Here is a 20,285-nt window from a genome sequence, read left to right on the forward strand (position 1 = left end):
GGCCCCGCGCGAGATGTCCGAGCTTCCTTCCCTGCCCGTCACCTTCCGGCCGGGCCTCACCCGCGTGATCCTGCTCACCGCAGGCGTCGCGATCTTCGCCACCATATCCGGGGTCGCACTGCTCCTTGAGCAGCTGGGCCCCGGGGAGAAGCTCAGCTTCGTCGTCACCGGTGCGCTGATCTTCTGGGTGCTGGCCCGGCTGGCCCGGGTGAAGGTGGTCGCCGACGAGTCCGGGGTCACCGTCGTGAACATCGCCGGCAAACGGCGCCTGGAGTGGGCGGAGATCCTCCAGGTGAACCTCCGCCCGGGTGACCCGTGGGTGTTCCTCGACCTCAGCGACGGCACCAGCCTGCCCGCCCTCGGTATCCAGCCGGGCATCGCCAAGCAGCGCGCCATCGCCGACGCCAAGGCCCTGCGCGCCCTCGCCGAGGCCCACCCGATCCACGACCCCGAACAGCATCAGGGCTGAAATCACGCAACTTCGGGGCCGTCTCCGGGCCGCCGCCCCTGCCGTATCGGCCCCTGTCTTGATTAATCTGTTGGCGGAGGCTTTTCACGTCCCGCCTCCACCCCTGTCGCGCGCCCGGCGCACAGGGGTTCCTGCTACCCGAGGAGTGACCCTCTCCGGCGATGGACGGATCGTCCTGTAGTACCTGCGCCGCCCCCTCCCGACATACCGCGGACCGCCTTCACGGAGTCCGCGAAGCTTCGGAGGCGGCGGCATCATGACCACCCCCCTGCTGCTCCTGGCAGCCGCGTTCCTGCTCATCCTCGCCAACGGCTTCTTCGTCGCCGCCGAGTTCGGCCTGGTGACGGTGGAGCGGCCCGAGGCCGAGAAGGCCGCCGCCGACGGCGACAAGCGCGCCGGTACGGTCGTCGAGTCGCTGAAGGAGCTGTCCTTCCAGCTCTCCGGCACCCAGCTCGGCATCACCATCACCTCCCTGGTCGTCGGCATGCTCGCCGAACCGGCACTGGCCGAGCTGCTGCGCGGCCCGCTCACCGCGACCGGCCTCCCGGACGGCGCCGTCTCCGGCATCGCCGTCGTGGTCGGCATGCTGCTCGCCTCGGCGATCCAGATGGTGATCGGCGAACTCGTGCCCAAGAACTGGGCGGTGTCCAAGCCCCTCCAGGTCGCGCGCTTCGTCGCCGGTCCGCAGGCCCGCTTCTCCCGCCTGTTCCGCCCGGTCATCGCCGCGCTGAACACGGTCGCCAACCGGCTCGTCCGCGCCCTCGGCGTCGAACCCGCCGCGGAGCTGGCCTCCGCCCGCACCCCCGGCGAACTGGTCTCCCTGGCCCGGCACTCCGCCCAGGCCGGCGCGCTGGAACAGGACACGGCCGACCTGTTCGTCCGCACCCTGTCCCTGGGCGAACTGACCGCCCAGCACGTCATGACCCCCCGGGTGAAGGTCAGCGCGCTCCAGGACACGGCGACCGCCGAGGACGTCGTCAACCTCACCCGGGCCACCGGACTGTCCCGTTTCCCGGTCTACCGGGAGAAGATCGACGAGATCGTCGGCATGGCCCACCTCAAGGACGCGCTGGCCGTTTCGGTCCACGACCGGCTGCGCACCCCGGTCGGCCGCATCGCCCGCAAGGCCCTGCTGGTCCCCGAGACCCTCCCGGTCCAGCCGCTCCTCGCCCGGCTGCGCTCCGAGCAGCCCATCGCGGTCGTCGTCGACGAGTACGGCGGCACGGCCGGCGTGGTCACCCTGGAGGACATCGTCGAGGAGCTCGTCGGCGAGGTCCGCGACGAGCACGACAGCCCGGACGCACCGGAACTCGCCGCCGCCCCCGCCCAGGACGGCAAGCCCGCCTGGGACGTCGACGGCAGCGTCCGTGTCGACATCCTCCAGCGGATAGGCCTCGACGTGCCCGAGGGTCCGTACGAGACGGTCGCCGGCCTGGTCGCCGACCTGCTCGGCCGCATCCCGGCGCCGGGCGACCGGGCGGAGCTGCCCGGCTGGCGGCTGTCGGTCCGCAGGGTCGGCCACTACCGCGCGGAACGGGTCCGCCTGGTCCGCACCGCCCCCGCCGTCGCGGAGGCCACCCGATGAGCATCCTCCAACTGTTCTTCGCCGCGCTGCTGGTACTGGCCAACGGCTTCTTCGTCGGCGCCGAGTTCGCCCTCGTCTCCGTCCGCCGCAGCCAGATCGAGCCCCTGGGCACGGCCCGGGCCCGCCAGGTCCTCTACGGCCTGGAACGCCTCCCGCAGATGATGGCCGCGGCCCAGTTCGGCATCACCGTCTGCTCGCTGACGCTGGGCGCGGTGGCCGAACCCACGGTGGCCCACCTGCTGGAGCCGCTGTTCGAGGCCGTCCACTTGCCCGAGGACATGATCCACCCGCTGGGCTATGTGCTCGCGCTCGCCGCGGTCGTCTTCTTCCACCTGGTCATCGGCGAGATGGTGCCGAAGAATCTCGCGATGGCGGCGCCGGAGAAGGCGGCGCTGTGGCTGAGCCCCGGCCTGGTGGCGTTCGCCCGCGTGTGCCGGCCGATCACGGTCGCCCTCGGCGCCTGCGCCCAGGGCATCCTGAAGCTCTTCCGGGTGGAGCCGAAGGACGAGGTCGAGGCCGTCGTCACGAGCGAGCAGCTCAACCGGCTCCTGGAGGACTCCGGCCAGGCGGGTCTCCTCGACCCCGAGGAGCAGGAGCGCCTGGAGGACGCGCTGGAACTGGGCTCCCGCCCGGTGACGGACGTGCTTCTGCGCCGCGAGTCCCTGATCACGGTCCCGCCGTCGGTCACCCCGGGGCAGATCGTCGAGCTCACCGCGCGCACCGGCTACTCCCGGTTCCCGGTCGCGGCCGAGTCCGGCGCCTTCATGGGCTACGTGCACGTGAAGGACGTACTCGACCTGGAGGACTCGGACCGGGCGGTACCGCAGCAGATATGGCGGCCGATGACGACGCTGCGGGCCGAGCTGCCCCTCGACGACGCGCTGACGGTGATGCGCCGGGCGGCGACCCACCTGGCCCAGGTGGCCGACGCGAACGGCAGGGTGCTGGGCCTGGCGGCACTGGAGGACGTCCTGGAGCTGCTGGTCGGCGAGGTGACGGACCCGGCACACCGGGATCGGCCGACAACACCGCCGAGAACTCCGGAGCCGAGGGCGAGCGGGGAGCCGGAGGAGGTCATGGCCGGGTGAGGTCGTAGTTCGGCTGCGGGTGCGTGGGGGCTGGTCGCGCAGTTCCCCGCGCCCCTGACGGGGCGCTGCCCAGCCGCGTCTCATCCAGCCGCGGGCGCTCGCGTCAGCTCATCCAGCCGCGGGCAGTCGTGCCGCTGGGGCGGCACGGGTGGGCGCGGGCGGCACCCGGCAAGCGCCGGTGAGCGTCCCCACCCCACGGCCCCACCCCACCCGCACCTACATCCCGGCCGCCGGATCCTGCGGCCCCCGCCCCGACAGCACCTCCCCGTACGCCTGCATCAGGTCCGGCAGTCGCAACGTCGCCAGGTCGTCCCGTGACAGGACCCCCGGATACGCGGACAACCGCAGATCCCGGTACGCACAGCTCTTCTCGTACAGCGTCCGCAGGAACCGCCCGTTGCCCAGCTCGTCGATCCAGCCCTGGTCCACCACGTGCCCGGCGATCGACCGCAGCTCCTCCAGCGCCTCCTCGTCCCACGCGTCCCCGTTCTCGGCCGCGAGTACCTCGCCGATCGAGGTCAGTTCGAGGGGGCGGTAGGAGGGAAAGTCCACGCGGGTCGTGAAGCGGGAGGACAGCCCCGGGTTGGCGGCCAGCAGGCGGTCCATGCCCTCGGGGTAGCCGGCCAGGATCACCACCAGGTGGTCGCGATTGTCCTCGGCCCGCTTCAGCAGCACCTGCAGCGCCTCGTCGCCGTACGCGTCCCCCTTGCCGTAGCCGGAGTTGGAGAGGGAGTAGGCCTCGTCGACGAAGAGCACCCCGCCGATCGCGGAGTCGATCAGCTCGTTCGCCTTCACGGCGGTCTGGCCCAGGTACTCACCGACCAGGTCGGCCCGCTGCGCCTCCACCAGGTGGTCGCCGCCCAGCAGCCCCAGCGCGTAGAACACCCGGCCCAGGATGCGGGCGACGGTGGTCTTCCCGGTGCCCGACGGCCCGGAGAAGACGAAGTGGCGTTTCGGCGGCTGCACCGGCAGCCCCTGCCCGGCCCGCAACCGGGCCATGTTCAACTGCGCGGACAGCGCCTTGACCTGCCGCTTCACGGGCTCAAGGCCGACCATGCGCTCCAGCTCGGCGAGCGCCTCCTCAAGTAACGCGGGGTCGGTCGGCCCGGCCGGCAGCGGAGGCGACGGCACGACCTTCTCGCGCACCGCCGGGTCGATCACCGACGGCATCGCCCCGGTCGGCGGCTCCGGTTCCCCGAACCGCAGATCCCGCCCCTCGGTGCCGAAGAGCGGGTCGAGCATGTCGGGCCCGTCCACGACGTCCTGCCCGGCGCCGGTGAGGGTGATCGCCGCGAAGTCGGCCGTGTCGTCGTACCCGTCGCCCTCGGCTATCGCGGCCAGCCGCGCGGAGGTGTCCATGAAGGCGGGGTCGACGCGGTGCACGGCCCGGTAGAGGGGGAGCGCGGCGGCGCTGCGGCCGGTGCCCTCGTGCGCCCGCGCCAGCCAGTAGCGCAGCTCCTTGCGCTGCGGCTGCTCGCTGCGGCACCGCATCAGCGCCGCGGAGAGCAGTGGTTCGGCCTGGCCGTACATTTCGAGTCGGACCCGGGCCATGCCGCCGAACAGGCCCGCCTCGATGCCGAGCATGGGGTCGTCGAGGAGCGGGTCGGTGTGCCGGATCAGCTGCTCCCAGTCCTTGACCAGGTAGGCCCGGCAGGCGTGGAGGAAGCGGACCTGGGGGTCGGCGTCCACCGGCGGGAGCCCGGCGAGGGCCCGGTCGAGCTCCGGGACGTGCCGGCCGTCCAGCCAGTGCGAGGCGTGGGCGAGAAGGAGGTCGCGCGGGCTCTCAAGGACCGGCTGCACCCACCAGCCCAGCCAGTACCAGGAGTTCAGCGTGCGGCGATGCCGGCCGCGCTGTTCGCCGAAACGGTCCCGGTGCCGGAACATCCGCAGCAGTGCGGTCGTCGTGTCGACGCGCAACGCGTGCAGCCCGAGCCAGCCGTCGGCCATCCCGGGATCCATCCGCACCGCGGTGCGGAACTCCTCCTCCGCCTGCGGATAGGCGCCCATCGTGTAGGCGTCCACACCTCGCAGCCAGGCGAGGTCGGCCGGGGCCTCGGGGCCCTGCGTGCCGAAATCCATCACGTCCCCCACAAACCGTGCCCCCGTGGTTGGCCCCCGGGCTCCCCCCGATGGCCGCCGTTGGTCGAACCGCTGTGCCGCGGACCGGAGTTGCAGGTGCGCGAAGCAGCCGTTCGAAGGTCGCACCGAGGGCATCGTACCTGCGGTTCCGCCGCCCGCCGAAGGGTGCAGCACAGGCCGTTTGGCGAGGTGGGGGCAGACAGGGCGCACGCGGCTCGGTGACCGAGGGTGAGCAGAAGGGCGCACGCGGCGCACACAAAAGGGGTAAAGGGCAGAACGAAGCCCCCGATCACGGGGGAACAACCGGGGGCTTCGCGTCTGCAGGGCGGCTCTGTATGGCCGCACATTCAGAACGTAAGTCCTGTACGGCCCCCCGGTCAAGCCGAGTTGAGGTACTCGGGCAACTTCTTGGAGGTGCTTCTTCACAAGTTCAGCACACAGCGGACGGTCCATCACGGTGGGTGACGGCCTGGTCCGGTCCAACCGTCTTCGCCGGCCCCGGCAGCACCTCATATCCCTTCTGTGACTGTGTCACCAGAAGGTCGGCGTACGGCCTTGAGGGGTCCTCGGAAAAGTGTTCGTGTTCCGCCCTGACCCACTCGGCCCAGAAGTCCCGTTGTTCCGCGCCGTCCCGCGCCCTGCCCCGCGTCCAGGACTCCTCGTGCGGCAGCTCCATCCACAGCAGCCGCGCCAGAAAGGGGCGCAGTGCCCGGCGGCCGGCGCCGACGCCCTCGACGAGGATCACCGGGGCCGGTGGCAGCGGGCGGGGCGGGCCGAAGCGGCGGGTGCGCCAGTCGTAGGGGGAGTAGTGTGCGGTCCCGCCCTCGCCGAGCGGCTCGATCACCTGGGTCAGCAGGCGCCCGGTCCAGGCGAACAGCTCCTCGTGGCTGGCGATGTCGTCGAGGTGCAGCACCGGCGCCCCGCCCAGGGCGGTGGCCAACTGTCCGGCGAACGTGGTCTTCCCGGACCCGGCGTGCCCGTCGACGCCGACGAGGCGGACCGGGCCGCAGGAGGGCGGCAGGGCCCGGAGTGCGGAGGCGAGGTGGTGAATGGCCGTTCCCAGGTGAGCTGCGGTGTGGGGTGTTTTCCGGAAACATTCTAGTAGTGCGGCGCATAGCGGGCGTTTGCGGCCCCGGGGAAGTCGCGGCTTGAACTAATTTCCGGCCGTTCTCCACCGCCCCCATTAATATTTCCGACCGGCTGACCGATATGTCGACCTCATGCGTTTCCGGTGTGCCCGGCCCTGAGTAGGGTGCCTTCAGCGCGCACGCGTCGAACGGGGACGGACAGGGGAAGATGGCCGCGGAGTTATTCGAAGGGCAGTACGTATGGCATCCGGCGGCCGACGACCGCTTGCTCGCGAGCGTATGCGTGGACGTGCGCGCCGGAAGATATCTGAGTGCCCGTGAGGCGCTGGCCGAGACACGTGCCGACTTCGCCCTGCGCGCCCACCGCTCCCTGGTCCTCGCCTCCGAGGCGGCCGGCACCGACCTGGTGGAGCGGTGGCTGGCCGAGGAACCAGGCCCCGAGTCCACGCTGATGTGGGCCCGGGTGGCCGTGCAGCGGGCGATCCGGGCGGCCGACGCCCGTGACGAGCGGGCCGAGGCGCTGGAGCGGATCGCCCTCGCCGCCTGCGACCGGGCCAGTGCCATGAACCCCGCAGACCCCACGCCCTGGGCCGCCAAGCTGGCCATGGCCCGGCTGCACCGCCCGCACGACCCCGCCCCCGGCGGCCTGCTGACCTCCCCGCCCGGCCCCTGGCGGCTGTTCGCGCACACCCTCGCCCTCGACCCCTGGCACCGCGAGGCCCACCACCGCTTCCTGTCCTTCTTCTTCACCCGGTACGGCGGCTCGGTCAACGCGGCCTGGGACGTCGCCGCCTTCCTCGCCCAGCGGGCCCCCGCCGGCTCGGCGCTGCGGATGCTGCCGCTGGTCGCACTGGTGGAGAGCCACAACCCCACCCAGCTGCTCGCCGAGCGGGTCTGGGAACAGCCCCAGTGGCGCAGCACCGCGTTGTCGATCTACCACAACTGGCTGCCCACGGTGGCCGGATACCGCTTCACCCCGGTGCTCGACCTGGCCTACCTCGCGCACGCGCTGGTCATGGCCCGGTGCGAGTTCGAGGCCCGGGCGGTCTTCACGGCCATGGGGCCGTACGCCTCACGCATGCCCTGGAGCGTCTTCGGCGAACCGGCCGACCAGCTCTCCCGGGCCCGCCGCGCCTGCGGCCTGCCCATCCCCTCCTAGAGAAAGGCCGGCACGTGTCAGAACGCACAGCGGACCCCGTCACGCTCGACGACGACGCGACCCTGCACGCGATGGGTTATCCGCGGAAACTCACCCGCCGATTCCAGGCGTTCGACAATTTCGCCATCTCCTTCACCATCATCAATATTCTCTCCGGTATTTTCTCGTCCTTCGGATTCGGTATGAACGCGGGCGGCCCCCGCATTCTCGTGTTCGGCTGGATCGGCGTCTGTGTGATGGTCCTGTGCATCGGCGCCGCCATGGCGGAAGTCGCCTCCGCATATCCGACCAGCGGTGCCCTGTATTTCTCCGCCGGTAAACTCGCCAAACGGCACAAGGGCGCCTGGTCCTGGTACACGGGCTGGCTGAACTTCGTGGGCCAGATCGGCGGCACCGCGGCCACCGGCTACGCGGCCGCCACCTTCATCCAGGCCTTCGTCGCCCTCCAGTGGCCCTCGTACACGCCCACCACTCACCAGACGGTCCTGATCACGGCCCTGATCATCGTCGTCCAGGGCCTCGCCAACACCTACACCGTGCAGCTCGTCGCCCTACTGAACCGGATTTCCGTCTGGTGGCTGCTGATCGGACTCGTGGTGATCGTGAGCACACTGATCGTGATGCCGGACCACCACCAGTCCGCGTCCTTCGTGACGCATTTCGTGAACAACACCGGCTTCACCAACGGCCTTTACGGCGGCCTGCTCGGGCTCCTGGTCACCAGCTGGACCTTCACCGGCTTCGACGGCAGCTTCCACATGTCCGAGGAAACCGTCCAGGCGACCGTCAACGCCCCCAGAGGGATCATCCGGTCCATCGGCTATTCGGCGATCACCGGCCTGATCCTGATGCTCGCGCTGGTGTACAGCATCGGCGACTACACCAAGGTGGCGAGCTCCTCCGCGCCGCCCGTCCAGATCCTCATCGACGGACTGGGCATGGGCTGGGCCAAGGCGATGCTGCTCGTCGTCATCGGCGCCATGCTCTTCTGCGGCCTCGCCAACCTCACCAGCAACACCCGGCAGATCTTCGCCTTCTCCCGGGACGGCGCCATGCCCGGCTCCCGCCTGTGGCACTCGGTCTCGCCCCGCACCCGGACCCCCGTCAAGGCCGTCTGGCTCGCGGTGGCCTGCTCGGTCGCCCTGGTGGTGCCGGGCTGGTGGTCGCACACGGCGTTCACCGCGATCGTCAGCGTCAACGTCGTCGGCCTGTTCCTCGCCTACGCCGTGCCGGTGTTCCTGCGGCTGCGCCTGGGCGACGACTTCCAGCCGGGGCCGTGGAACCTGGGCCGCTGGAGCAGGCCGGTCGGCTGGCTGGCGGTGACCTGGATCCTGCTCAGCAGCATCCTGTTCATGCTGCCGCAGGCCTCGCCGATCACCGTCGACTCGTTCAACTACGCACCGATCGCGCTGGCCGCGGTCCTGGTCGTGGCCACGGTCTGGTGGTTCGCCACCGCCCGCCGCCGCTTCCAGGGCCCGGTCAGCTACGGCCGCCCCGACGAGGTCGCCGCGATGGATCTCATCTGAGCAGTCCGGACGGATCCCGTCCGAACGGTCCGAAGGAGGCCCCGGCGACCGCGCCGGGGCCCTTTCGGTGGACGAGACCAATATTGGTGGGCGTGGCATGAGCGGAAGTGCTGGCAGGGGCATGGCGCCTGCTCCATAGTTGCCCCACAGCCTCTTGCTCCGGATCAGCCGTGACGCGCACACCTGGGGGTCCTCCGCCCATGAGCAGAGCCGAACAGCCGTCCCGCAGAACCGTTCTGACAGCCGCCGCCTCCGTCGCGGTGGCGGCCGTGGCCCAGGGCGTGGTCCCCGCGGTGCCCGCGGTCGCCGCGCCGGAGACCGACGCCGACGAGACCGCCCGGACCGAGACCCGCCGGACCGGGAGCGGCCGGACCGGCAGCGGCCGGGACGGGACCCGCCCGATCGACTACCGCTCCTGGACGACCTACAGCGACTGGAAGACCGGCACCGTCAAGGGCGTCGGAGCCGTCGCCGGCGACCGGCCCGGCGTGGTCATCGGCACCCCGGCCGGTACCACCTCCTACACCGACCCCCACACCGGCACCACCGCCACCTGGGAGTACGCCACTTGGACCGGCCCGGTGCACCAGCCGGCCGTCCCCGCCACCGAGACCATCGCCTCCTGGAACGCGGACACCCCGGCCGGCACCTGGATCAAGGTCGAGCTGCACGGCACCTACTCCGACGGCACCGACACCCCTTGGTACGTGATGGGCCGCTGGGCGGCCGGCGACCAGGACATCAAGCGGACCTCGGTGGACGGCCAGACGGACGGCAAGAGCACCATCTGGACCGACACCTTCGCCGTCGACGACGCCACCACGGGCCTGCGCCTCACCTCGTACCAGCTGCGCCTGACGCTCTACCGCAAGCCGGGCACCAAGCTCACCCCGACCGTCTGGCGGCTCGGTGCCATGGCCTCCGACATCCCGGACCGCTTCACCGTCCCCGCCTCCACCCCGGGCCTGGCCCAGGAACTCAAGGTCCCGCGCTACTCCCAGGAGATCCACAAGGGCCAGTACCCGGAGTACGACAACGGCGGCGAGGCCTGGTGCAGCCCCACCTCCTCGCAGATGATCGTCGAGTACTGGGGCGGCCGGCCCACCTCCACGCAGCTGGCCTGGGTCGACCCGTCGTACACCGACCCCCAGGTCTGCTACGCGGCCCGCTACACCTATGACTACCAGTACGGCGGGTGCGGCAACTGGCCGTTCAACGCCGCCTACGCGTCGACGTACCAGGACCTCCAGGGCGTGATAACGCGACTTGCCTCGCTCACCGACCTGGAGACCCTGATCGCGGCCGGCGTCCCGGCCATAACGTCACAGTCGTTCCTCGCGTCGGAGCTGACCGGCGCCGGTTATGGCACCTCCGGGCACCTGATGACCGTGATCGGCTTCACCGCGGACGGCGACGTGATCGCCAACGACCCGTTCTCGGCCACCGACGACGCGGTCCGACGGGTCTATCTGCGGCGGGAGTTCGAGAACATCTGGCTGCGGACCAAGCGGTACAACGCCAGCGGCAAGGTCGTCTCCGGCACCGGGGGCGTCTGCTACCTGTACTTCCCGGCCTGTCCGAACGCGGCCCAGCTCAAGGCTCTCGCGGCGGTCGGCGTGCGCTGACCGGGCGCGACAGCGGCCCCCGGGCACCCCGGGGGCCGCGTTCCTGTGACCAACCTCTCCACCGCAAAAGCCGCAATCAGTGGCATGGTGGACGTCATGACCACGCACTCCGCCACCGCCGCCCGCGCCCGTACCGGCGGCCCCAAGGACGACGGCCCGAAGGTTCTGGAACACGTCATGGGTTGGACCCTTGTCGTGGTCATCGCCATGTTGGTAACTCAACTCGGTCTGCTGTGACCTGACCCACGACCCGACCTGACATACTGCGGATGTCCCGCAGCCCGTTGAGACCAGGGTCGAAATTGAATATCAGTCAACAGCGTGCCGCCGCCCGTCCCCGGGCGCGCGGCACCGAGCGTTCTGTGGCTCGTCGTGCCGAACTCATCGCCATCGGGCGGAAGTTGTTCGCCGACACCTCCTACGACGCGCTCTCCATGGACGACATCGCCAAGCAGGCGCATGTCGCCAAAGGGCTGATCTACTACTACTTCCAGTCCAAGCGCGGCTACTACCTGGCGATCATCCAGGACTCCGTCGCCGACCTGGTCACCTACGCCGCGAGCGGTCTGGAGCTGCCCCAGGCGGACCGCGTGCACCGCACCATCGACAGCTATCTGCGCTACGCCGAGCACCATCAGGCCGCGTACCGCACGATCGTCAGCGGCGGTGTCGGCTTCGACACCGAGGTGCACGCCATCCGGGACGGGGTGCGCGAGGCGATCGTCGCGACCATCGCGGAGGGCGCCTACGGCCGTACCGACATCGCCCCGCTCGCCAGGACCGGCCTGCTCGCCTGGCTGTGCAGCGTGGAGGGCGCCGCTCTCGACTGGATCGACCGGCCCGTGCTCTCCCGCGAAACCCTGTGCGAGCTGCTGGTCAAGACGCTCGGCGGCACCCTGCGGGCCATCGAGGAACTGGACCCGTCCTACCGCGCCCCGGCCCCGGCCCGCCGGGACACCTGACGCGGAAGGGGCGGAGGGCTCGTGGTCCCCCCGCCCCGAGTCCCCCGTGAAGGGGGCTAGTTGATGGCCTTGATCAGCTCACCGTTGGTGGTGTCGCCGCTCAGCTCCCAGAAGAAGGTGCCGCCCAGGCCCTGCTGGTTCTTGTAGGTCATCTTGGTCGCGATGGTCGCCGGGGTGTCGTAACTCCACCAGTCGCTGCCGCACTTGGCGTACGCCGTGCCGCCCACCGTGCCGGTCGCCGGGCACTTGGTCTTGAGCACCTTGTAGTCGTCGATGCCCTGCTCGTACGTCCCCGCCGCCGGACCGGTCGCCGTACCGCCGGGGGCCGCCTGGGTGACGCCGGTCCAGCCGCGGCCGTAGAAGCCGATGCCGAGCAGCAGCTTGGCCGCCGGGACGCCGAGGCCCCTGAGCTTGGCGATGGTCGCCGAGGTGTAGAAGTTCGCCGTCGGGATGCCGGAGTAGGAGTTCAGCGGCGAGTGCGGGGCCGTCGGACCGGTCGAGGCCCAGGCGCCGAAGTAGTCGTACGTCATCGGGTTGTACCAGTCGACGTACTGTGCCGCGCCCGCGTAGTCGGCCGCGTCGATCTTGCCGCCGCTGGTGGCGTCGGCGGTGATCGCCGCCGTGACGAGCGAGCTGCTGCCGAACTTCGAGCGCAGTGCCGCCATCACGTTCCGGAACGCGTCCCGCCCGCTGGTGTCGCAGGTGTTGCCGCAGGCGTTCGGGTACTCCCAGTCGATGTCGATGCCGTCGAAGACCCCGGCCCACTTGGAGTTCTTCACCAGGTCGTAGCAGGACTGCGCGAAGGCGGTGGGGTTCTTGGCGGCCTCGCCGAAGCCACTGGACCAGGTCCAGCCGCCGAAGGACCAGAGGATCTTGAGGTTCGGGTGTTTCTTCTTCAGCTTCAGCAGCTGGTTGAAGTTGCCGCGCAGCGGCTGGTCCCAGGTGTCCGCGACGCCGTCCACGGACTCGGCTGCGGTGTAGGTCCGGTCGGTGGCCGCGTACGAGTCGCCCATCGCGCACTTGCCGCCGGTGACGTTGCCGAAGGCGTAGTTGATGTGGGTGAGCTTCGCGGCCGAACCGGAGGTCTCGACGTTCTTGACCAGGTAGTTGCGCTGGTAGGTACCCCATTCCGTGAAGTAGCCGACGACCTTGGAGCCGGCCTGCACCTGGGGAGCGGACGGGGCGGCCGCGGACGCGGTGCCCGCGCCTGCCAGCAGCCCGGCGCCGAGGACGGCGCAACAGGCCGCGGAGAGCAGCGCCCGGAACCGGGAGCGGTGAGAGGTGTGCATCGGGTGTCTCCTCCTGGGGGAGAGGGGAACGCGCGCCGATTGGCATGAACGCGGTAAAGCGTTGGTCATGAACCTTAGGAGGACTAGACCAGTCAGGTCAATGGTTCGGACCAATTTCGCGGGTTGCGAATGTTGTCCTGGATTTCCTGAAGTAAGCGGTCGTTAACTGGTGACGGGAGGTCCCCGATCGGGCATACTCACTGCGCAGCCGCAGGTCAGCAGCTTCCGAGACCCGGAACGCCGACCTCGGCCGCAACCGAACGACAGGCGGAGCCGCCCCTATCCCGCGGGCCGTGACCGCCGCTGCCCGACAGGGAGGAGACCGTCGCCATGTCCGACCGCGACCCGCAGCCGGTGGAGCGTCAACTGCCCACGGACGAGGCGAGGGACCTGCTAGCGCTGGTCCGGGAGATCGCCCGGCGTGAGATCGCGCCGAAGGCGGCCGAGGAGGAGGACGCCGGGCGCTTCCCGCGCGAGGTCTTCACCCTGCTCTCCGAGTCAGGCCTGCTCGGCCTGCCCTACGACTCCGAGTACGGCGGCGGCGACCAGCCCTACGAGGTCTACCTCCAGGTCCTGGAGGAACTGGCCGCGGCCCGTCTCACCGTCGGCCTCGGCGTGAGCGTGCACACCCTCGCGAGCTACGCGCTCGCCGCCTACGGCACCAAGCAGCAGCAGGTCGAGCACCTGCCCGCGATGCTCGGCGGCGGCCTGCTCGGCGCCTACTGCCTCTCCGAGCCGGCCTCCGGTTCGGACGCGGCCTCCCTGCGCACCAGGGCCGTCCGGGACGCCGACTCCTGGGTGATCAACGGCACCAAGGCCTGGATCACGCACGGCGGCATCGCCGACTTCTACACGGTCATGGCCCGCACCGGCGCCGAGGGCTCGCACGGGATCACCGCCTTCCTGGTCCCCGGCGACGCCGAGGGCCTCAGCGGCGCGGTGCCCGAGAAGAAGATGGGCATGAGGGGCTCGCCCACCGCCCAGGTCCACTTCGACGACGTCCGGGTCCCCGACGAGCGCCGCCTCGGCGAGGAGGGCCAGGGCTTCGCCATCGCCCTCTCGGCGCTGGACTCCGGCCGGCTCGGCATCGCGGCCTGCGCGATCGGCGTGGCCCAGGCGGCCCTGGACGAGGCGGTCGGCTACGCCACCGGGCGCCGGCAGTTCGGCCACCCGATCTCCGACTTCCAGGGCCTGCGGTTCATGATCGCCGACATGGCCACCCAGATCGAGGCCGGCCGGGCCCTCTACCTCGCGGCGGCCCGGCTGCGCGACGCGGGCCGCCCGTTCGCCAAGCAGGCCGCCATGGCCAAGCTGCACTGCACCGACACCGCGATGAAGGTGACCACCGATGCCGTCCAGATACTCGGCGGCTACGGCTACACCGCGGACTTCCCGGTCGAGCGCTACATGCGCGAGGCCAAGGTCCTGCAGATCGTGGAGGGCACCAACCAGATCCAGCGGATGGTCATCGCCCGTCATGTGGCGGGGCCGGAAAGTCGCTGAAGTCGCTGAACTGCCCGCGTGTGACCGTCGGGGCCGCCAGCCTGGCCCACTCCGGGTCGTGGCGGCCCGGCAGGGCGCGACCCCGGTCGGCCCAGGTCTGCATCAGATCGCGGTAGATGGGCGGATCCAGCGGCGTAGGCGGCGGAAGCGATGCCGCGGGCGGGGGTACGAAGATCCGGCGCTGACGGCCGAGGGCGGTGTAGGTGGTCGTCATGCCCGGCCAACGCGGGGGCGGCCGTCCTGGTCACCGATCTCCCGAATCGTGCGTGAGTTCGTGGACGTCCGGTCCCGGATCTGGCCTCTCCCTGTTTTCTGACGTACCGTCAGCCGGACCGTCTCCAGCCTCCGGGGAGGCCTGCCATGGCCGACGACCGTCCCGTGCCGCTCGACGAGTACCCCGTGCACCAGGTCCCGCTCTCCATGAAGCACGTCGCCACCGGGGACCGGAACGCCTACGACCGCTGCATCTTCCACGTCCTCGACCACGACGGCCGCGCCCTGCTCATCCTCGGCCTCGGCGTCTACCCGAACGTCGGGGTGATCGACGCCTACGCCACCCTGCGCACCGGGGACACCCTGCACGCGGTCCGTGCCTCGGACGCCCTGGGCGACGACCGGATGCGCCTCACGGTCGGCCCGCTGCGCATCGAGGTCGAGGAGCCGCTCCGGCGCTTCCGGCTCCGCTGCGACGACTCCGTTTTCTGCGACCTCACGTGGACCGCCGGCTTCCCGGCCCTGTGGGAGCCGCACCACCTCCAACGCCGGGGTGACCGGCTGACGTTGGAGGGCCGCAGGTTCGTGCAGGCCGGGGGAGTGTCCGGGGTGATCCGGGCCGGCGGCGAGGAGTACCGCGTCGACCCGGCCGGCTGGACCGGCACCCGGGACCGCAGCTGGGGCGTCCGCCCGATCCCGGGGGAGGAGGGCGGGCGGCTCGCCGAGGAGAACCCGACCGAGGGCTTTCACTGGATCTGGTGCCCGGTCCGCTTCGAGGACCGCTTCCTGATGCTCGTCACCCAGGAGGACGCCGACGGCTACCGCACCCTGAACGACGCCACCCTGGTCCGCCCCGGCCGGCGCGACCGCCAACTCGGGTGGCCGCGGACCGAGATCACCTACCGCTCCGGCACCCGTCATCCCGAGCGTGCCGTCGTCCACCTCGGCGACCCGCGCAAGCCACAGGAGCTGGAGGTGGAGATCCTCGCCTCCTCGCCGCTCGCGGTCGGCGCCGGATACCCACCGGCCGACGACTGGCAGCACGGCACCTGGCAGGGCCGGGCCTGGGCGGACCGCCGTACCTACGACCTGACCGCGCCGCACCCCCGCGCGGCCTTCGGCGTCACCGACCACTCCGCCCGCTTCCGCCTGGACGGGCGGACCGGCCACGGCATCTTCGAGCACGGCTCGTTCGGCAGACACGATCCCAGCGGCTTCACCGGCTTCGACTCGGTGGCGCCCTGAAGGAGGAGGCCGGGATGACGACGAAACCGCGCCCACGCACCACGACGCGCGACCCGGAGGACCTCACGCGCCGGCTGACCGCCTGGCTGGACACCCGGCTCCCGGGCGCCAAGGCCGTCGGCGTCACGGTCCCCGCCTCCAACGGCATGTCCAGCGAGACCCTGCTCTTCGAGATCGAGCACCCCGAACCGCCTCTGCGCGCCTGCGTCTTGAGGCTGGCGGCGGATCCGTCGGCGTACACGGTCTTCCCGTCGTACGACCTCACCCGGCAGTACCGCACGATGCGGCTGGTCGCCGACCGCACGGACGTGCCCGTGCCCCGCGTCCTGTGGCTTGAGGAGGACCCCGGACCGCTCGGCGCGCCCTTCTTCGTGATGGAACGGGTCGCGGGGCGCGTCCCGCCCGACGTCATGCCCTACACCTACGAGGGGAACTGGCTGCACGCGGCGACCGACGCCGAACGAGAGCACCTCGAAGCCGCCTCCGTCGGTCTGCTGGCCCGGCTGCACGACCAAGTCCCCCTGGCCGAGGCGGAGTTCCTCGCCCTCCCCGGGGACGGCGACGCCCTGCACCGGCACGTCGAGTCCCAACGGCACTACTACGACTGGGTGGTGGCCGGACTCGCCCGCTCACCCCTGATCGAGGCCGCCTTCGACCGGCTGGCGGACCTGTGGCCGCGCGAGCCCGGCACGCCGGTCCTCTGCTGGGGCGACGCCCGCATCGGGAACGTCCTCTACGACGGCTTCGACCCCGTCGCCGTCCTCGACTGGGAGATGGCGGCACCGGCCCCGCGCGAGGTGGACCTCGGCTGGACCGTCTACCTGCACCGCTTCTTCCAGGACCTCACGGCCGCCGCCGGACAGCGGGGACTGCCCGGGTTCCTGCGCCGCGACCGCGTCGAGGCCCGCTACGCCCGGCTCACCGGCCACATCCCGCGGGACATGGACTTCTACACCCTGTACGCGGCCCTGCGGCACGCGATCGTCATGCTGCGCGTCGCCTACCGGCAGGTGTACTTCGGAGAGGCCGCCGTCCCCGCGGATCCGGACACGCTGATCCTGCACCACGGCAGCCTGCGGGCCATGGTGCAGGGCAGGTACTGGGATGCGGTGCGGTGACTCAGGCGGCCTGACGGCTGACGACCATGCCGCCGTGGCGCATCGCCGGTACGTGCATCGGACGTGAGCCCGGGCCGCCGACGTGCGAGAAAGGCTGCGTCCGCCAGTCCAGACCCTGCGGGAGGGTGAGCAGGAGGGCGGTGTCCTGCTCCTGCGGCTCGACCGACTCGTCCGCCGACGGCGCGTCGTCCGCCGCGCGGCCCGTACCGGCACAGACCGTGAGACCGAACGGGTTCCACGGCGAGGCGCACAGCGCGTGCTCCGGCAGGAACTCCTCGTCCGCCAGCAGCGCGATGGACTGCGTGCAGTCCGGGCAGATCACCCGGAACATCTCGAAGGTGTCGTACGCGTCCAGCTCCTCGGCCTCGTAGAGGTCGGGTTCGACGCCCTCCGGCTCGGGCTCGACCACCAACTGCGGGCGCTTGGGCGTGGTACGACCAGGGCGCTTAAGACTCTGCATGGGTAACTCCCCCTCGGGCTGGGCCGTTACGGCGCTGCGGCCTCGACCACAGCAAGCACTTCCCGTCCGATCTCGGCGGTAATCACGAGACCATCACGGAGCCCGTTCGAGAGCTGTGGCGTTCGTCACATGCCGGACGCAGGTGCCCGCTGCGGTCGTTTTGTCCCTCAGATGGCTCACAGCCTGCCCTCCCTGACATCACGAACCGGCCATGACCTGGGCCGCTGAGCTATCCGTGGAGATCAGGCGCACTGTAGTTTTTGCGCCATGGAGGAGCTGGACCGTCAAATCGTGCAGCTGCTCGTCAAGGACGGGCGGATGAGCTACACGGACCTGGGCAAGGCCACGGGTCTGTCCACGTCGGCCGTGCACCAGCGGGTGCGCCGGCTGGAGCAGCGTGGCGTCATCCGCGGCTATGCCGCGGTCGTCGACCCGGAGGCCGTGGGGCTGCCCATGACGGCGTTCATCTCGGTGAAACCGTTCGATCCCAGCGCCCCCGACGACATCGCGGACCGCCTGGCCGGCGTCCCGGAGATCGAGGCGTGCCACAGCGTGGCGGGCGACGAGAACTACATCCTCAAGGTGCGCGTGGCGACCCCGCACGAACTGGAGGAACTGCTGGCGCGGCTGCGGAGCCTGGCGGGGGTGTCGACGCGGACGACGGTGGTGCTGTCGACGCCGTACGAGGCTCGGCCGCCGAAGATCTAGGTCCAACCGCCGTGGGGCTGTCGGTCGCGTGTCGACCGCGGGTACGTCGTGGCTGGTCGCGCCCACGCGGCGGAGCCGCATATGGATACAGCCCCGCGCCCCTTCGGGGGCGCTTTCGGGTGCCCCTCGTTCAGAGTGATCGGTGTGAGGGGCGAGACTGGTCCCCATGACTGAGCGTGCCCCCGAACCCAAGACCGTTCTTCTCCGTCGTGGAGAGGTTCACAGTCCCGCCGATCCGTTCGCGACCGCGATGGTCGTGGAGCGGGGGCAGGTTGCCTGGGTCGGGTCCGAGGGGGCCGCCGACGCCTTCGCGGACGGGGTCGACGAGGTCGTCGACCTGGACGGCGCCCTGGTCACCCCCGCCTTCACGGACGCCCATGTCCACACCACGTCCACCGGGCTCGCCCTGACCGGCCTCGACCTGTCCGGCGCGGGCTCGCTGGCCGCGGCGCTGGCGCTGGTCAGGGACTTCGCCGCCGGCCGTCCGGACGACCGGGTCCTGCTCGGGCACGGCTGGGACGCCTCCCGCTGGGCCGACGGCCGCCCGCCGACCCGCGCCGAGCTGGACGCGGCCACCGGCGGACGTCCGCTCTACCTCTCCCGTATCGACGTCCACTCGGCGGTCGTCACCACGGCCCTGCTGGACCTGGTCCCGGGCGCGGTGCCCCGCGAGGACGCCCCGCTCACCAGTGACGCCCACCACGCCGTACGCGCCGCCGCGTTCGCGGCCGTGACGCCCGCCCAGCGTGCCGAGGCCCAGCGCATCGCCCTCGCGCACGCGGCCTCCCTCGGTATCGGCACCGTGCACGAGTGCGGCGGGCCGAAGATCTCCTCCGAGGACGACTTCACCGGTCTGCTTCGGCTCGCGACCGAGGCGGCCGGCCCCAGGGTCGTCGGCTACTGGGCCGAGGAGGACGCCGACAAGGCGCGGGAGCTGGGTGCGCTCGGCGCGGCCGGCGACCTGTTCGTGGACGGGGCCCTCGGCTCGCACACCGCCTGCCTGCACCAGCCGTACGCCGACGCCGGTCACACCACCGGATCCGCCTATCTGGACGCGGCCGCCGTCGCCGCCCATGTCGCCGCCTGCACCGAGGCGGGTCTGCAGGCCGGCTTCCACGCCATCGGCGACGCCGCCGTGACCGCCGTCGTGGAGGGCGTGCGCGCCGCCGCCGAGAAGGTCGGCCCGGCTCGCGTCCGCGCCGCCCGGCACCGCGTCGAGCACGCCGAGATGCTCACCCCCGAGCACGTCGCCGCGTTCGCCGAGTTCGGTCTGATCGCCTCCGTGCAGCCCGCCTTCGACGCGCTGTGGGGCGGGGAGGACGGTATGTACGCCCAGCGGCTCGGTGCCGAGCGGGCCCGCACCCTCAACCCGTTCGCCGCCCTCCTCAAGGCCGGGGTCCCGCTCGCCTTCGGCTCCGACAGCCCCGTCACCCCGCTCGATCCCTGGGGGACCGTCCGGGCCGCCGCCTTCCACCGGACGCCCGAGCACCGGGTCTCCGTACGTGCCGCGTTCACCGCGCACACCCGCGGCGGCTGGCGCGCGATCGGCCGGGACGACGCGGGCGTCCTGGTGCCCGGCGCACCCGCCGACTACGCGCTCTGGCGCACCGACGAACTGGTGGTGCAGGCGCCGGACGACCGGGTCGCCCGCTGGTCCACCGACCCGCGCTCCGGCACCCCCGGCCTGCCCGACCTGACCCCCGGCCGCGCGCTGCCGGTCTGTCTGCGCACCGTGGTGGGCGGCCGGACCGTGTTCGTACGACCGGGCGAGTGACCCGCCGCATTCGTACGGCCGGGCGAGTGATCTCCCGGGGTGGCGCGGCCGTGATCGACGGCCGCCGCTCCGTCTCGCGACCTGCGCATCCTCCGCGCTGACCAGGGCTTTGAGGTAGTTTCCGCAGGTCAAACGGCTGTTGACAGCCAGCGGCAGCGGGCCGGTAGGTTCGGCCGAGTCCACCACCGGACGCCCGACCGGGGAGCAGTTCGCGCACTCGTCGCAGCGCCGCTGGGTCAGGGACGGTGTGCCGCACCGGGGCACCGTCACTGGGAGCCAGGCTCAGCGCCCGCGCCGACGAGGGAACGTTCCGGCCGGTCGGGAGGTGTGACCCGGGTGGGGCCCGGACGCTCAGTAGACAACGGCTTTCGGTCGACCCGCAGCCAGCGGGTCC

Annotated in this window: 18 protein-coding genes; 13 read left to right on the forward strand and 5 right to left on the reverse strand. The window is 71.3% G+C overall.

Annotated elements, in window-relative coordinates; all coding sequences use genetic code 11:
* Positions 1–13 precede the first annotated feature (13 nt).
* The 3 genes from KVT45_RS35640 to KVT45_RS35650 all read left to right on the forward strand — a co-directional run bounded on the left by KVT45_RS35640 (position 14) and on the right by KVT45_RS35650 (position 3,142).
* A complete protein-coding gene (locus KVT45_RS35640) occupies positions 14–469 on the forward strand; it encodes a PH domain-containing protein (RefSeq protein ID WP_217553304.1) in 456 nt (151 codons plus the stop codon).
* Between the two features lie 256 nt (positions 470–725).
* Positions 726–2,054 (forward strand): hemolysin family protein, encoded by a 1,329-nt coding sequence (locus tag KVT45_RS35645; RefSeq protein ID WP_217553305.1) that lies wholly within the window; start codon positions 726–728, stop codon positions 2,052–2,054.
* Positions 2,051–3,142, forward strand: a complete 1,092-nt coding sequence (locus KVT45_RS35650) for a hemolysin family protein (RefSeq protein ID WP_217553306.1) — start codon at positions 2,051–2,053, stop codon at positions 3,140–3,142. Before KVT45_RS35645 ends, KVT45_RS35650 begins: the two co-directional genes overlap by 4 nt.
* Positions 3,143–3,358: 216 nt before the next feature.
* Here KVT45_RS35650 and KVT45_RS35655 read toward each other — a convergent pair whose 3' ends face one another.
* Both KVT45_RS35655 and KVT45_RS35660 read right to left on the reverse strand, forming a co-directional pair.
* A complete protein-coding gene (locus tag KVT45_RS35655; protein ID WP_217553307.1) occupies positions 3,359–5,221 on the reverse strand; it encodes an AAA family ATPase in 1,863 nt (620 codons plus the stop codon).
* A gap of 430 nt (positions 5,222–5,651) precedes the next feature.
* Positions 5,652–6,272 (reverse strand): uridine kinase, encoded by a 621-nt coding sequence (locus KVT45_RS35660; RefSeq protein WP_217553358.1) that lies wholly within the window; start codon positions 6,270–6,272, stop codon positions 5,652–5,654.
* Between the two features lie 245 nt (positions 6,273–6,517).
* Between KVT45_RS35660 and KVT45_RS35665 the strand changes: the two genes are divergently transcribed.
* The 5 genes from KVT45_RS35665 to KVT45_RS35685 all read left to right on the forward strand — a co-directional run bounded on the left by KVT45_RS35665 (position 6,518) and on the right by KVT45_RS35685 (position 11,581).
* The gene (locus KVT45_RS35665; protein ID WP_217553308.1) at positions 6,518–7,468 is read left to right on the forward strand and encodes a hypothetical protein; all 951 of its coding nucleotides are present in this window, start codon (positions 6,518–6,520) and stop codon (positions 7,466–7,468) included.
* Positions 7,469–7,539: 71 nt separating this feature from the next.
* On the forward strand, positions 7,540–8,994 hold the full coding sequence (locus KVT45_RS35670; RefSeq protein WP_217553359.1) for an amino acid permease: 1,455 nt from the start codon (positions 7,540–7,542) through the stop codon (positions 8,992–8,994).
* A 200-nt stretch (positions 8,995–9,194) separates the two neighbouring features.
* Positions 9,195–10,619 (forward strand): peptidase C39 family protein, encoded by a 1,425-nt coding sequence (locus tag KVT45_RS35675; protein ID WP_217553309.1) that lies wholly within the window; start codon positions 9,195–9,197, stop codon positions 10,617–10,619.
* A gap of 96 nt (positions 10,620–10,715) precedes the next feature.
* On the forward strand, positions 10,716–10,856 hold the full coding sequence (locus KVT45_RS35680; protein WP_308310962.1) for an SCO1431 family membrane protein: 141 nt from the start codon (positions 10,716–10,718) through the stop codon (positions 10,854–10,856).
* A 65-nt stretch (positions 10,857–10,921) separates the two neighbouring features.
* Complete coding sequence (locus KVT45_RS35685; protein ID WP_217553310.1) at positions 10,922–11,581, forward strand: TetR/AcrR family transcriptional regulator; 660 nt, start codon at positions 10,922–10,924, stop codon at positions 11,579–11,581.
* A 56-nt stretch (positions 11,582–11,637) separates the two neighbouring features.
* On the opposite strand, the gene KVT45_RS35690 is transcribed toward KVT45_RS35685, so the two are convergent.
* The gene (locus KVT45_RS35690; RefSeq protein WP_217553311.1) at positions 11,638–12,870 is read right to left on the reverse strand and encodes a glycoside hydrolase family 18 protein; all 1,233 of its coding nucleotides are present in this window, start codon (positions 12,868–12,870) and stop codon (positions 11,638–11,640) included.
* Positions 12,871–13,200: 330 nt separating this feature from the next.
* Between KVT45_RS35690 and KVT45_RS35695 the strand changes: the two genes are divergently transcribed.
* The gene (locus KVT45_RS35695) at positions 13,201–14,373 is read left to right on the forward strand and encodes an acyl-CoA dehydrogenase family protein (protein WP_217553312.1); all 1,173 of its coding nucleotides are present in this window, start codon (positions 13,201–13,203) and stop codon (positions 14,371–14,373) included.
* On the opposite strand, the gene KVT45_RS35700 is transcribed toward KVT45_RS35695, so the two are convergent.
* A complete protein-coding gene (locus tag KVT45_RS35700) occupies positions 14,336–14,587 on the reverse strand; it encodes a hypothetical protein (protein ID WP_217553313.1) in 252 nt (83 codons plus the stop codon). The two genes, KVT45_RS35695 and KVT45_RS35700, sit on opposite strands and share 38 nt — an antisense overlap.
* A gap of 146 nt (positions 14,588–14,733) precedes the next feature.
* On the opposite strand from KVT45_RS35700, the gene KVT45_RS35705 reads away from it, so the two are divergent.
* Together KVT45_RS35705 and KVT45_RS35710 are read left to right on the forward strand one after the other, a co-directional pair.
* Positions 14,734–15,831 (forward strand): hypothetical protein, encoded by a 1,098-nt coding sequence (locus tag KVT45_RS35705; RefSeq protein WP_217553314.1) that lies wholly within the window; start codon positions 14,734–14,736, stop codon positions 15,829–15,831.
* Between the two features lie 14 nt (positions 15,832–15,845).
* Positions 15,846–16,949, forward strand: a complete 1,104-nt coding sequence (locus tag KVT45_RS35710; RefSeq protein WP_217553315.1) for a phosphotransferase family protein — start codon at positions 15,846–15,848, stop codon at positions 16,947–16,949.
* Position 16,950: 1 nt separating this feature from the next.
* On the opposite strand, the gene KVT45_RS35715 is transcribed toward KVT45_RS35710, so the two are convergent.
* Positions 16,951–17,409 (reverse strand): hypothetical protein, encoded by a 459-nt coding sequence (locus KVT45_RS35715; protein ID WP_217553316.1) that lies wholly within the window; start codon positions 17,407–17,409, stop codon positions 16,951–16,953.
* 267 nt (positions 17,410–17,676) lie between these two features.
* On the opposite strand from KVT45_RS35715, the gene KVT45_RS35720 reads away from it, so the two are divergent.
* Positions 17,677–18,117: an Lrp/AsnC family transcriptional regulator gene (locus KVT45_RS35720; protein WP_066997022.1), complete on the forward strand. Its 441-nt coding sequence runs from the start codon at positions 17,677–17,679 to the stop codon at positions 18,115–18,117.
* A 166-nt stretch (positions 18,118–18,283) separates the two neighbouring features.
* Positions 18,284–19,891, forward strand: coding sequence for an amidohydrolase (locus tag KVT45_RS35725; RefSeq protein ID WP_217553317.1), 1,608 nt, complete (start codon positions 18,284–18,286; stop codon positions 19,889–19,891).
* The last annotated feature ends 394 nt before the right edge of the window (positions 19,892–20,285 follow it).

This window comes from Streptomyces sp. GbtcB6 (assembly GCF_019091475.1).
GTDB classification, from domain to species: domain Bacteria; phylum Actinomycetota; class Actinomycetes; order Streptomycetales; family Streptomycetaceae; genus Streptomyces; species Streptomyces hyaluromycini.